The sequence below is a fragment of the Nonomuraea cypriaca genome (assembly GCF_015645445.1).
Lineage (GTDB): Bacteria > Actinomycetota > Actinomycetes > Streptosporangiales > Streptosporangiaceae > Nonomuraea > Nonomuraea cypriaca.
The window spans coordinates 65,798-78,386 of sequence record NZ_JADOGI010000016.1; the positions used below are offsets into that span (position 1 = coordinate 65,798).

Annotated in this window: 16 protein-coding genes; 11 read left to right on the top strand and 5 right to left on the bottom strand. The window is 69.0% G+C overall.

The features are described from left to right. Positions 1-9: 9 nt before the first annotated feature. Entirely contained in the window at positions 10-1,593 is a 1,584-nt protein-coding gene (locus ITP53_RS07940; RefSeq protein ID WP_195894644.1) for an N-acyl-D-amino-acid deacylase family protein, read from the top strand. Beyond that, positions 1,590-2,372 carry a serine hydrolase gene (locus ITP53_RS07945; protein ID WP_195894645.1) on the top strand — a complete coding sequence of 261 codons (783 nt, stop codon included), beginning with the start codon at positions 1,590-1,592 and terminating at the stop codon, positions 2,370-2,372. Before ITP53_RS07940 ends, ITP53_RS07945 begins: the two co-directional genes overlap by 4 nt. A 38-nt stretch (positions 2,373-2,410) precedes the next feature. On the opposite strand, the gene ITP53_RS07950 is transcribed toward ITP53_RS07945, so the two are convergent. Together ITP53_RS07950 and ITP53_RS07955 are read right to left on the bottom strand one after the other, a co-directional pair. Beyond that, the gene (locus ITP53_RS07950) at positions 2,411-3,322 is read right to left on the bottom strand and encodes a LysR family transcriptional regulator (RefSeq protein ID WP_195894646.1); all 912 of its coding nucleotides are present in this window, start codon (positions 3,320-3,322) and stop codon (positions 2,411-2,413) included. A 294-nt stretch (positions 3,323-3,616) separates the two neighbouring features. Continuing rightward, positions 3,617-4,105 (bottom strand): hypothetical protein, encoded by a 489-nt coding sequence (locus ITP53_RS07955; RefSeq protein WP_195894647.1) that lies wholly within the window; start codon positions 4,103-4,105, stop codon positions 3,617-3,619. Positions 4,106-4,493: 388 nt separating this feature from the next. Here ITP53_RS07955 and ITP53_RS07960 point away from each other — a divergent pair, with 388 nt between their 5' ends. From ITP53_RS07960 to ITP53_RS07970, 3 genes are all read left to right on the top strand, one after another. Beyond that, positions 4,494-5,093 carry a prolipoprotein diacylglyceryl transferase gene (locus ITP53_RS07960; protein ID WP_328814300.1) on the top strand — a complete coding sequence of 200 codons (600 nt, stop codon included), beginning with the start codon at positions 4,494-4,496 and terminating at the stop codon, positions 5,091-5,093. A 384-nt stretch (positions 5,094-5,477) separates the two neighbouring features. Further along, entirely contained in the window at positions 5,478-5,978 is a 501-nt protein-coding gene (locus ITP53_RS07965; RefSeq protein WP_195894648.1) for an HIT family protein, read from the top strand. 572 nt (positions 5,979-6,550) lie between these two features. Further along, entirely contained in the window at positions 6,551-7,015 is a 465-nt protein-coding gene (locus ITP53_RS07970) for a site-specific integrase (protein ID WP_328814303.1), read from the top strand. Positions 7,016-7,404: 389 nt separating this feature from the next. Here the strand turns inward: ITP53_RS07970 and ITP53_RS07975 are convergent, their stop codons facing one another. Both ITP53_RS07975 and ITP53_RS07980 read right to left on the bottom strand, forming a co-directional pair. Next, complete coding sequence (locus tag ITP53_RS07975; RefSeq protein ID WP_195894649.1) at positions 7,405-7,665, bottom strand: Txe/YoeB family addiction module toxin; 261 nt, start codon at positions 7,663-7,665, stop codon at positions 7,405-7,407. Continuing rightward, positions 7,662-7,958, bottom strand: coding sequence for a type II toxin-antitoxin system Phd/YefM family antitoxin (locus ITP53_RS07980; protein ID WP_328814305.1), 297 nt, complete (start codon positions 7,956-7,958; stop codon positions 7,662-7,664). Before ITP53_RS07980 ends, ITP53_RS07975 begins: the two co-directional genes overlap by 4 nt. Positions 7,959-7,993: 35 nt before the next feature. On the opposite strand from ITP53_RS07980, the gene ITP53_RS07985 reads away from it, so the two are divergent. The 6 genes from ITP53_RS07985 (at position 7,994) to ITP53_RS08010 (ending at position 12,376) form a co-directional block, all read left to right on the top strand. After that, the gene (locus tag ITP53_RS07985; protein ID WP_195894650.1) at positions 7,994-9,109 is read left to right on the top strand and encodes a hypothetical protein; all 1,116 of its coding nucleotides are present in this window, start codon (positions 7,994-7,996) and stop codon (positions 9,107-9,109) included. Between the two features lie 185 nt (positions 9,110-9,294). Continuing rightward, positions 9,295-9,591 carry a hypothetical protein gene (locus tag ITP53_RS55885; RefSeq protein WP_207755641.1) on the top strand — a complete coding sequence of 99 codons (297 nt, stop codon included), beginning with the start codon at positions 9,295-9,297 and terminating at the stop codon, positions 9,589-9,591. A gap of 46 nt (positions 9,592-9,637) precedes the next feature. After that, a complete protein-coding gene (locus ITP53_RS07995) occupies positions 9,638-10,534 on the top strand; it encodes a bifunctional DNA primase/polymerase (RefSeq protein ID WP_195894651.1) in 897 nt (298 codons plus the stop codon). Next, positions 10,531-11,676, top strand: coding sequence for an AAA family ATPase (locus ITP53_RS08000; protein ID WP_195894652.1), 1,146 nt, complete (start codon positions 10,531-10,533; stop codon positions 11,674-11,676). The genes ITP53_RS07995 and ITP53_RS08000 overlap by 4 nt, the downstream gene beginning before the upstream one ends. Beyond that, on the top strand, positions 11,673-11,894 hold the full coding sequence (locus ITP53_RS08005) for a helix-turn-helix domain-containing protein (protein ID WP_195894653.1): 222 nt from the start codon (positions 11,673-11,675) through the stop codon (positions 11,892-11,894). Before ITP53_RS08000 ends, ITP53_RS08005 begins: the two co-directional genes overlap by 4 nt. Continuing rightward, a complete protein-coding gene (locus ITP53_RS08010) occupies positions 11,894-12,376 on the top strand; it encodes a tyrosine-type recombinase/integrase (protein ID WP_195894654.1) in 483 nt (160 codons plus the stop codon). The genes ITP53_RS08005 and ITP53_RS08010 overlap by 1 nt, the downstream gene beginning before the upstream one ends. On the opposite strand, the gene ITP53_RS08015 is transcribed toward ITP53_RS08010, so the two are convergent. Further along, positions 12,293-12,589, bottom strand: a 297-nt coding sequence (locus ITP53_RS08015) for a hypothetical protein (protein ID WP_207755642.1), incomplete at its 5' end; no start/stop codon positions are given. The two genes, ITP53_RS08010 and ITP53_RS08015, sit on opposite strands and share 84 nt — an antisense overlap.

Sequence of the window (12,589 nt, forward strand, 5' to 3'; positions counted from 1 at the left end):
ACGGGTGCTGTGAAACTCGACCTGCTGGTACGTGGCGGGCTGCTGGTCGACGGTACGGGTGCGCCGCCGCGGACCGCCGACGTGGGCGTGGCCGGGGGGCGGCTGGCCGTACTGCCCGCCGAGTCGGGCGCGGACGCCCGCGAGATCCTGGACGCGGCCGGGCTGGCCGTCGCCCCCGGGTTCATCGACGTGCACACCCACTCCGACGGGATCGCGCTGCTCGGCGGCGGCCGGGAGCTCGTGCGGGCCCCGGTGGTGGCCGGGGTGACGGCCGAGATCTGCGGCAACTGCGGCTCCGGACTGTTCCCAGCGCTGCCAGAACGGGTGCCGGAGCTGCGGGCCGAGGCGTCCGTCGGATTCGGCGGCGACGTCGGTTTCTGGGAGGACTTCGCCGGGTTCGCCGCGGCGCATGCCGCCGTGCCGCGCGCCAACCACATCGCCTCTCTGGTGGGGCACGGCACCCTGCGCGCCGGGGTGCTGGGGCCCGTGGACCGTCCCGCGACCCCCGCCGAGCTGGCGACGATGTGCTCGCTGCTCGACCGGTCGCTCGCCCAGGGGGCCGCGGGCCTGTCCACGGGGCTGATCTACACGCCCGGCACCTACGCGGACACCGACGAGGTGGTCGCGCTGGCCGGGGTCGCGGCCCGGCACGGCAAGCCGTACGTCACCCACCTGCGCGACGAGATGTCGCGGGTGGAGGAGGCCCTGGAGGAGGCCGTGGAGATCGCCCGCCGGAGTGGCGCCGCCCTGCACGTCTCGCACCACAAGACCGCCGGCAAGTACGCCTGGGGCCGCACCGAGCGGACCCTGCCCAGGCTGGCCCGGCTGCGCGCCGAGGGCCTCGACGTGACCTGCGACGTCTACCCCTACACGGCGGCCAGCACGCACCTGTCCGCGATGCTGCCGCCCTGGGCGTCCGACGGCGGCACCGCCGCGCTCACCGAGCGACTGGCCGACCCCGGGCAGCGCGACCGGATGCGGGCCGCGATCACCGAGGGCGTGCCCGGCTGGGAGAACACCGTGGGCAACGGCGGCTGGGACCGCATCGCCATCGCCCGCGCCCCCCGCCATCCGCACACCGAGGGCCGTACGGTCGCCGAACTGGCTGCGGGGGGCGACCCCTTCGACGTGGCCGCCGACCTGCTGCTGGCCGAGCGCGGCGAGGTCATGATCATCAGTCACTCGATGGTGGAGGACGACGTGCGCCGGGTACTGGCCGCGCCGTACGCGATGATCGGCTCGGACGGCGTGCCGAAGCCCGGCGGGCGCCCCCATCCTCGCTGGGCGGGCACGTTCCCCCGCGTGCTCGGCCACTACACCAGGGACCTCGGGCTGCTCGACCTGGCGACGGCGGTGCGGAAGATGACGGGCCTGGCCGCGAAGCGGTTCGGGCTGGCCGGGCGCGGGGTGATCGTGGACGGGGCGCACGCCGACCTGGTGGTGTTCGACCCGGCCACGGTGTGCGACGGGGCCACCTTCGCCGAGCCGCTGCTGCCGCCGAAGGGCGTGCACACCGTGGTGGTGGCGGGCCGGATCGTGGTACGGCAGGGCGAGGAGACGGCCGCGCGGCCGGGAACGGTGCTGACGCCATGATGATCGCGGTCTCGGTGCCCGGTGAGATCGCGGTCGGCGAGGACGCCGAGCTGCCGCTCGCCAGCGTGGGCAAGCTGCCGCTGCTGGCGACGGTGGCACGGGCCATCTGCGCGGGCACGCTGGACCCCGAGGAGCCGGTCGAGCTGCGCGACGAGGACCACGTGGGTGGGTCGGGGCTGCTTCGAGCCCTGTCGGGACGCCGGTGGCCGGTCGCCGACCTGGCCCTGCTGACCGCCGCGGTGAGCGACAACATCGCCACCAACGCACTCCTGCGCCACGTCGGCCTCGACCGGGTCGCGGAGGAGTCGCGGGCGCTGGGCCTGCGCCGTACCCGCGTCCTCGACCGCATCCGCGAGCCGCGCCTGCCCTCGCACCCGCCCGCCTTCGCCGTCGGCACGGCCGGCGAACTGGCCAGGTTCGCCGCCGCACTCGACGGGCGGGCGGAGTGGACCCGGCTGATACTCGGCTGGCTGGCGCACAACACCGACCGCGCCCTGGTCCCCGCCCTCCTGCCGCACGATGCCGAGGACCGCCGGTTCGCGGCGACGGCGCCGCCCGGCACGGTGTGGGTGGCCAACAAGACGGGCACCGACGACGGCGTGCGTGCCGACGTGGGCGTGATGGTCGGCGACCGGCGCATCGGCTACGCCGTCCTCGCGTCCGGGCCGCCGGGAAGCGACCACGAGCTGGTCACTCGCGTCCGCGAAGCCGGCCTCGACATCGGCCGCCTCGTCGGCGCCGCCCCGGCCGGGCCCCGCGGACAAGCCTCCGGCGGGTAGCGGGCTCCCTGGTGACGCCGCGCACGGCGGGCCGGGCCTCAGCCGGTGGTGCTGCGCAGGCGGCCGACGGCGTCGAGGAGGTAGTCGAGGAACGACCGCAGGGCCGGATTCGGGTTGGTCGGCCGTACGGCGGCGCCGATCCGGCGGTGCAGCCGAGGCCCCTCCACCCGGCACACCTGCACGCCGGTGGCCCCGTGCGCGCCGAGGCTCGGCACCAGGGCGACGCCGAACCCGGCTCTGACGAGGCCGAGGGTCACCTCGTAGTGGTCGCTGCGGCAGCGGATCCGGGGGCTGAACCCCTCCAGCACGCCGGCCCGTTCCAGCACCGAGACGGGCGTGTCGGTGCCGTAGGTGGTGATCCACGGCTCGTCGGCCAGGTCCGCGAGCCGTACCCCGGCGGTCCGGCCGGCGGGGTGCCCCAGAGGCAGTACCAGGAACTGGGGCTCCTCCAGCAGAGGGGTGATCTCCACACCCTCGGGAGGCTGCCACGGATCCAGGGCGTGCTCGAACACCACGAGGACGTCCAGGACGCCGCGTTCCAGGTCGGGCATCAGCTCGTGCGGCTGCCCCTCCACCAGGTCGAGGTCGACGGCGGGGTGGCGGGCCGCGAACGCCGACAGCGCCAGCGGCAGCAGCCGGTAGCCCGACGAGGCGAAGAAGCCGATCCTGAGCTGGCCGGCGTCAGCCCTGGCCTGGGCCAGCAGGTCTCTCTCCGCGGCTTCGATGAGGTCGAGCACCTCCTGGGCCTTGGTGGCCAGCCGCCGGCCGGCCGCGGTGAGCCGCAGGCTCTGCGCCCCCCGCTCGACCAGCCCCACCCCGGCCTCCTCCTCCAGCCGGGACAGCTGGTGCGACACGGCGGACGGCGAGAGCCGCAACGTCCGTGCGGCTCCCGCGATGCTGCCCGTCCTGAAGACCTCCCTGAGCACCCGCAGGCGGTGACTGCTCAACACACCACCAGTATCCCGCCCGCTTGCCAGAAATCCTTTTTGTGACAATCAGAAGCCTGTTGTCCTGGTTTAAACCTGGCCGGTACGGCGCGGCAGGCGTACGGTGCCCGAGCGTGAGGACCTTCCGCTTTCAGGCGGACCGACTGCCCTGGCGCACGTGGATGCGTACATGCAGGTGCCCGTCGAGGAGATACGTGGGCGGTGCTGCGGGCGGACGGCATCGAGGTCGTAGCAGCTGATGGCAGGACTGCGCCCGGGATAACGCACCCGGTGCCAGCGATCTCACAGAGGGGTTGGCTAGTCGGTGACCACGATCTTCACGCGGACGGCGCCGTCGTTGTCACCGAGGCAACCGTCGGCGTCGTTGATGCGCAACTGGAGGAAGCCTGCCTCGCGCACCCGGATGGAGCCCCTGCTGCCGACTCTGTAGTGGTCGCTGTTGACCTTCGCGATCAGCGTGCCGTGCGGGTGCCTGCTGAGGATCTTGCACTCCTGGTAGATCCTGCGGTCGATGTGCCGGGGGTAGCCGCCCGAGGACACGTAGGGGAACTCGCGGCGGTCGACCGTCCAGTGGCCATCGACGTAGTAGATCCGTACCAGGTCACCGGGTTCGACGTACACGCCCGCGTGCTGCCAGCCTCTCTCGGCGCTGATCCATTTGCTCTTGCCGTACTGCGACTCCGTGGCCGCGTGCGACTCCGTGGCCGAGGCGGGCGAAGCGCCGGCGAGGACGCAACTGCCGGCGGCGAGCGTGGCGAGGAACAGGGTGGCCAGCTTCGATCGCATCTGTGGATGCCCCTTCTGAGTCTATTTATGTTCCGTCGTACGTCTGGGTGGGATAGCGCTCGTAGTGCACCGGCCCCCTAGCGTGGCGACGAGCTTGAACACGTCGCAGGAGTGGGCGAGACCGTCTCTTTCGTATGTTTTCCTTACGAGAGGAACATATGGACCAACGCTTGATCACCACTTGCAACCCACTAGCCGCCACGGCCCCGGCATGTTGGCGATGTGCTTGCGCAACAGCGCTACGGCTTCCCGATCCCGCAGGAGCAGAGCGAGCGTGTGAAGAACAGTTGATGCCGTAACTGGGTGGCGCCAAGCTCGACGGAGGAACGCATCAAGGCCGTCGTCGAATGCTGCACCGGGTTCGTCCACACCGCGTCAAGCCGGGGGCGTGGGCGTGTGGCTGGCCTGCCGCCGCCGGGGACTGTCCCTCGGCGCCGTGGCCGACACGGTCGCGCCCGGCATCGCGTTCGGGCAGGCGATCGCCCGCTGGGGCAACTGGTTCAACCAGGAACTTTACGGCAGTCCGACCACGTTGCCGTGGGGCCTGGAGATCGACCAGGCGCACGGCGGCCAGTCGGGCGTGCTCTACCACCCGACGTTCCTGTACGAGTCGCTGTGGGACGTGGCGCTCGGTTTCGGGCTGATCCTGGCCGGCAGGCGGTTCACACTCCGCCACGGCCGCCTGTTCGCCCTCTACGTCGCCGGGTACACGTTGGGGCGGTTCTGGATCGAGGGGCTGCGGATCGACCCGGTCGGCGGGGTGGACCACGCGGTGACGCTCCTGGAGCTGCGGATCAACCAGTGGACCTCGATCGTGCTGTTCGTCGGCGCGCTGGTCTACCTCTGGGTGACTCGTAACAAGGACACCGAAGAGATCGTGGTGCGGGCCTCGCACAAGCAGGACGGCGGGGGGGCCGCCGATCCAGCGCTTCCGGCCGACCAGGCCGACGCGGAGGCGGACACCCGCCGAGCTCCAGGAGGTCCTTGACAGCGCGGAGCCTGGTTCATCGCTGCTCCTGCGACTTGCATCGGCACTTGGCCGGCACGACGTCGACCTTCTCGTGCTCGCAGGACGACGGCCACCACAGGCAAGAGCACGTGACCCCAGACACGGTAGTCACACAGTTTGCCACTCACCCTCGCCTCACCGTGATCGGCAAGCGTAAGTCTTCCGAGGTGGAGCCTAGGAGATTCGAACTCCTGACTTCCTGCTTGCAAGCCGGTCTAATCTTCAGGCACAGTCGCCTCGAACGGGAGACGGTCCGCGAGCGACCGTGATTGACCGCTGCTGACCGCCCTCAATGGCACGCTAAGGCACGACGACCATGTCGTGGTCAGGGCCGAGGGCTCCACCCACCCAGTAAGGGCGATGATGAGTGATTCGATCAAGCGTGTGCCGTTCGACGTGGAAAGCTACAGCCGTCGTTCCTGTACGGGATCGTGCTTCATCTGCGCGATCGTCAACGGGAATCCCGACCAGCCGGAGGAGATCGTCTACGACGACAGCGAGCACATCGCGTTTCTTGCACGCTTCGCCGCACTGCCGGGGTACGTCCTCGTGGCACCCAAAAACCACATCCAGCACGTCGTCCGAGATCTCACTGAGGACCAGTTCGTTGCGGTGATGCGGGTTGTGCGCCGAGTCGCTCTTGCCTTGGAGGCAAGCGTGCCCTGCGAGCGAACGTATCTGTTGTCCTTGGGCAGCCAGCAGGGGAACGCCCACCTGCACTGGCACGTCGCGGCTCTGCCACCTGGTGTGCCGTACGAACAGCAGCAGTACCACGCGCTCATGGCAGAAAACGGGGTCGTCGAGCGCACGCCCGAAGACGCCGCCGCCCTGGCCGCCAAAATGCGGCGTGCCCTGGGCACATAGTGGCTCCCAAGGTGGCTCTCAGAAATGGGCTTGCCAGCGCCCACATGAGCTTCCAGTACTCCTCGTGGTGATCCGCCGGCAGGCCCGCCCGCGTATCCGATCTTTTAACCCGCATGTTGATGATCCGCCTGACGCGTTGCCCTACGGCTCACCAAGCAAGCCAGCCGACGCCGAACAGCAGCCACCCGACACCGACGAGCATGAGCCACCCGAAATGCCACCCGGGAACACTCGTCGCATAAATCGTCCCGAGTCCCAGCAGTACGGCGACCGTCCCCAGGCCCTGCCACTGAGGTTCATGGGAGCTAGCTGGCGAGACCGATTAGGAAGATCGCTCGTTATGTGCACCGCGTGATCCTAACTTTCGCTGGTGGCGATTCCGCCGAACCGGACGTGTTCGAGCGCATCGCCGAGGGCCTGAACATGCCCGACCCCGCCCGCATGACTCTGGGCCTCGCCCCGCGGATTCTCACCGGCGTCCCACTCCCGCCCACACCCATCCCGTCATCCGCGTCCAGCCCAACGAGGAGACCCGCATCGGGGTCTCGATCTACCCGGACGCCCTGGCCGAGGTGAAGTACTTCCCGGCCAAAGAGCACTCCCACGCCTTCATCAACATCACACACGGCGTCGCTGACGTAACCATCGGCACGACGAGCACGACCGAGGTCACCGACGAGCACGTCACCTTCGCCCGCCAGTTGCTCGACGCGGCGGCGGCCTTCCTCGCCGGGACCGATCTCGTCTTCTGTACGAAGAACGGCACCCCGTTGAGCGCCACCAACGTACGGCGCGACTTCCGAAAGGTCATCGTGGATGCTGGCCTGGTGGGCGTGGAGTGGACGCCGCGCGAGCTACGGCACAGCTTCGTGTCTCTGCTGTCGGACTCCGGGGTCCCGATCGAGGACATCTCACGCTTGGTCGGTCACGCGAACACCGTGGTCACCGAGACGGTCTACCGGTTCCAAGTGCGCCCGGTCCTGCTCCAGGGTGCCGAGGCGATGGACGGCATCTTCCCTGCGGCGGGAGAGTCGTAGTCACTCAGTTTGTCACTCACCCCCGCTGAGCGATCTCCAGCGGGGGTGTTTTTCGTGCTGATGGAGCCTAGGAGATTCGAGCTCCTGACTTCCTGCTTGCAAACGGGAACCGGTCACCCTGTAGAAAGGCCCCTGTCCTGGTCAGGCAGCAGGCACAGGCTGATGACGTGTGATCATGTAAGACGGCGTTGCTGTACCTGCTGCTGTACGCGGCGCCCCGGACCAGCGCTCCCATTGCTCAGCACGGATGTCCTTCAAACGCGCATATCCCATCACTATCCGCCCTTCTCCGCCTGCCGTTGCTTTACATAGATCTCGTAGCGCTGCTCGGCGAGCGGGATTTCCTGCCTGTACCAGGCGTTCCACGTTCCTGGCTGGCCGGACGGACGCTACTTCTCGTAGTGATAGCGACAGGCGGCGATCATGATGGTGTCGTCATTGACGCGATAGACGAGCCGGTGTTCTGAGGTAATGCGCCGGGACCAGTAGCCGGACCATTCGTACTTCAGCGGCTCTGGCTTGCCGATGCCTTCGTTCTCGTTTCGGGCTATGTCGGCGACCAGCTGGTTGATCCTTTTGAGAATGCGTCGATCTTCTCGCTGCCAGTAGCAGTAGTCTTCCCAGGCAAGTTCGTCGAAGAGGATCTTCACGAGGTGGTGTCCTCGTCGGCCAGTTCGCGGACGGTGCCGCCGCCGGCCTCCAGACGGGCGACCGCCTCCGACAGCCGTCTACGGTTGACAGGAGAGGCCATCAGGTAGAGCGTCTCGCGCATCGATTCGTACTCGTGCTGAGACACCATGACAACGCCTTCCCCGCCGGGCCGGGTAATGAGGACTTCTTCCTGGTCGTCGATGACGGCGTCGAGAGTAGCAGCATAGTTAGCCCGGGATTCGGACATGGTCATCACCTTCATATCGCCAGTGTACATGATGATGTACATCATGAATACGGCGGTGCACCCGTAGCCCAGCCCTCGGCGTGGACGAGCGTGGCCGCGCGGTCACCCTGCTCATGCTGTGGGTGTCCATCCTGGTCGGCGCTCAGCCCCGGCAGGGCAAGAGCTTCACCGCACGCCTCCTGGCGCTGTACGCGGCGCTGGACCCGTACGTCCGGCTGGAGGTGTTCGACGGCAAGGGCTCGCCGGACTGGCGCAAGTTCGCCCTGGTCGCGCACACCTGCGCCTTCGGGTTCACCCCGTCCCGCGACGGCGACCCGCTGGAGATCTTCGTCCAGATGCTCCGCGACCTCAAAGCAGACGTACAGGCTCGCTACCAGAAGCTCTCCGAGCTGCCGGTGGACGTCTGCCCCGAAGGCAAACTGACCCGTGCCATCGCCCGTGATTCCAGGTACGGCATGCCCGTGCGGCTGGTCATCATCGACGAGTGCCAGGAGTACTTCGACACCGGCGACAAGGAGCTGAACAAGGAGATCGCCGGCCTGCTGGTCTTCCTGGTCAAGGTGGCCCCGGCCGCCGGCGTCATCGTGCTGGACGCCACGCAGAAGCCCGGCGGGGTCGGCACCGGCGACACCGCCACCGCCTTCACCAGCTTCCGCGACAACCACCAGGTCCGCATCGCCCTGCGCACCGGTTCATGGCAGGTCTCTGACCTGGTGCTCGGGTCCGGCTCCTACAGCGAGGGGTTCGACTCCTCCATCCTGTTGCCCTCCTACAAGGGCGTCGGTCTGCTACGCGGCGCCGGGGACGACACCCCGACCGTCCGCTTCCACCTGGCCGACGCCGAGGACGCCGAAAAGATCCTGCTGGCCGCACGCAAGCTCCGCGAGCGCGCCGGAACCCTGACCGGCATGGCCGCCGGCCAGGCCGCCATCCGCGAAATCCGCGACGTGCTGGCCGACGCCCTGAGCGTCTTCCAGAGCGGAGAGACCGGCCTGCCGTGGGCCGTCATCGCTACCCGACTGGCCGAACGCATCCCCGAGCACTACGCCGACCTCACCGCCGAAGCCATCTCCGCTCAGCTCCGCGCGCTCGCCGTGCCGAGCGTCGACATCAAGCGGGACGGCAAGGCACTCAAGGGCGCCAAGAAGGCCGCCATCACCACCGCGATCGACCGCCGGGAGACCACCACCGGATAGCCCGGCGCCGCCCCCGGCGAACCCCGCTCGGAGGGTTCGCCGGGTCGCGGACCACCCGCGACCGGTCGCGGTGACGCGACCCGCCCCGCGACCGTCAAAACACCATCTGACCAGCCCGGATATCCGCAGGTCGCGGGTAGCGGGCCCGGCTTCCCACGCCCTGAAACCGGCTCTGGAGACCTGCCATGACCCACCTGGCCGCGACCGCGACCCTGATCGCGACCACTCCGGCGCAGCCCACGCTGCCCGGCTGGGCGGTCCTCGCCGTCCTGGCGCTGGCGCTGCCGCTCACCTACGCCATGGTGTGCGCCGCCACCCCGTTCGGGGCCTGCCGCCACTGTCACGGCGTCGGCAAGACCCTCAAGCCCAACGGACACCTCAAGCGCTGGTGCCACCGCTGCGACGGCACCGGCCTGCGCCTGCGCTGGGGCCGCCGCCTCTTCAACTACCTCCGCCAGCTTCATCGGGCCGGCACCCGATGAGGACCACCACGCCCGCGCTCCTGCGCATGACCCAAGGACTCGCATCATGACCCGCTCGAATCTGCGTTACGCACTGGCCGCCGCCGCCCGTGGGTGGCACGTCTTCCCGCTCGCGCCCGGCGGCAAGGTGCCGCCCCGCGGCTTCACCTCTTGGCAGGGGCGCGCCACCACCGATCCCAGCATCATCCACAGCCTGTGGGCACACCGGCCGTACAACATCGGCATCGCCACCGGCCCGTCCCGCCTCCTGGTGGTCAACCTCGACCGTCCCAAGGAAGGCGAGAAGCCACCACCAGAGTGGGAACGGCCCGGCATCGCAGACGGCGCCGACGTGTTCGCCACCCTGTGCGCCGACGCCGCGCAACCACTACCGCTGGAAACCTTCCAGGTCCGCACCCGGCGCGGCAGCCTGCACCTGTACTACACCACGCCCGACGGCTCCGAGCTGGGCAACACCCAAGGCGCACGCGGCGGGCTCGGCTGGCTCATCGACACCCGCGCCACCGGCGGGTACGTGGTCGGCCCCGGCAGCCACGTCAACGCCGACGACGGCTGCGGCACCTACGACGTGATCCACGCCATACCCGCCGCCCCGCTACCCGCCTGGCTGGCCGACCGGCTCCGCCCCGCACCGCTCCCGGCACAGCAACCCGTGGTGGTGTCGCTGCCCTCCAACCGGCGAGGCAGCTACCTGCGCGCCGCCATCGCAGCCGAACTGGAACGCATCACCGGCTCACCACCACACGGCCACAACACCGCCTTCTACCGCGCGTCCGTCGCGCTCGGACAGCTCATCGCCGGTGGCGAGCTGGCCGAGGCCGACGTCACCGCCTGGCTCACCGACGCCGCACAGCAGGTTGGCCAGCCTCACCACGAAGCTGTCCGCACCATCGCCTCAGGGCTACGGGCAGGCGCCCGCCGTCCACGGACGGTGGCCGCATGACCAGCGAACGCTCTTCCCACCTGCGCCTGGTCTCCGGTGATGCGGTCCACGCACCCGGCGACCAGGGCCCGGCGGTCCCGTTCCGTACCTCGTGGACCGCTGACGAGCTCATGGCCACGACCTTCCCGGAGACCCGGTGGGCCGTGCCCGGCATCGTCGCCGAAGGGCTCAACCTGCTGGCCGGACCGCCCAAGGTCGGCAAGTCCCGGCTGTCGCTCGGCACGGCCATCGCCGTGGCGAGCGGCGGCAAGGCCCTAGAAGCCATCGAGGTGGAACCCGGACCGGTGCTCTACCTGGCCCTGGAAGACACCCCACGCCGTCTCCAGTCCCGCATGCGCAAGATCCTGCAAGACAATCCCGCGCCGCGAGACCTGACCCTGTCCACCTCATGCCCGACGCTGCCACAAGGCGGGGAAGACGCCATCGCTCGCTGGTTGGAACGTAACAACGGCGCTCGCATGGTCGTCATCGACGTGTTCGCCAAAGTGCGTGGCACCACCCCGCCCGGCCTGTCCGCCTACGACGCCGACTACACCGCCATGGGTCGCGCCAAGCGCCTGGCCGACACGTACGGCGTGGCCGTCGTCCTGGTCCATCACGTCCGCAAGATGGGCTCTGACGACTTCCTGGAGCAGGTCTCCGGCACCAACGGCCTGGCCGGCGCCGCCGACGCCACGCTCGTGCTCAAGCGCGCACGCGGCACCGCAGACGGCGTGCTCCACGTCACCGGCCGCGACGTCGAAGAAGCCGAGTACGCCATGGCCTTCCAGCCCGATGCCGGCGTCTGGCACCTACTCGACGGCCCGCCGGAAGACCACACCATGTCCGGCACCCGCGCGGCCATCATCCGCCACCTGCGCCAGCAGCCCAACAGCCCGCCCAAGGCCATCGCCGAAGCGGTCGGCGTCGCCTACGACAACGTCAAGAAGACCTGCCAGCGGATGGCTTCGGACAGCCAGCTCTGCGTGGACGCCGCCGGCCGCTACCGCCTACCGGGGACACCATCCCCCGAAAGTGTCCCCGCTGTCCCTGGAGTCCCCGGACCCGCATCGACCTGCACCAACGCGACCGATCAAGAGGGACACCTGCCGCTACCGGGTGTCCCCGCTGTCCCTGCCGATGAGGAGCACCACCAGGCATGACCACCTCAACGCCGGACAGCGTCCGGCTCGCCGACACCCAGCTCTACCGAGTCACCGACGCTATGCGCCTGCTCCGCATGAGCCGCACCGTCATCTACGACCAGATCCGCACCCGCCGCCTGCGCTCCGTCAAACAGGGCCGCGCCCGCCTGATCACCGCCGGTGCCATCCGCGACTACATCGCCCTCCTGGAGAAGGAAGCAGAGGAAGCAGCCTGATGACCAAGCGACGCAGCAGGGGAGATGGCGGCCTCCACTGGGACGACAAGCGCCAACGCTGGATCGCCACCGCCAGCCTCGGCTACACGCCCGCCGGAAAACGGATCGTCAAACGCGCCAGCGGCAAGACCAAGACGGAAGCCAAGGACAAGCTCAAGGAGATCATCAGGGACTACGAAGACGGCCTGACCATCGCACCGTCCGACTACACCGTGGCCAATGCCGTGACGTACTGGCTCGACCACGGGCTCAAGGGCCGCGACCCGAAAACCGTCCGGCTCTACACGGACTTCGCGCAGCTGCATATCCTCCCGGCGCTCGGGGCACGAAAGCTGCGCGAGCTGTCGGTGGAGGACATAGACAAGTGGCTAGCCCCGTTTTCCGCACTTGAGCGATCTTCAGCGGAGGTCTCGTGGATCGATGTCGAGGAGGTCCAGGAGGTGGAGTTGGAGGTCGGTGGGTCGCGGGATGGTCGGGGGTGATTGGCCGGTGCCCGGGATGAGCCGGATGCCGGCCAGTGCGTCGAGGATGAGCTTGCCGGTGGGAACGGCGGGTCGTCCGGCGTACCGGCCGTTGACCTTGGTTTTGTCGTGGGCGGCCAGGGCCTGGCGGACTTGGCGTTCGATCAGGCAGAAGATGAGCAGGGCCAGGCAGATGACGGTGATCAACGCGTTGATGCGGCGGTTGTTCTTCAG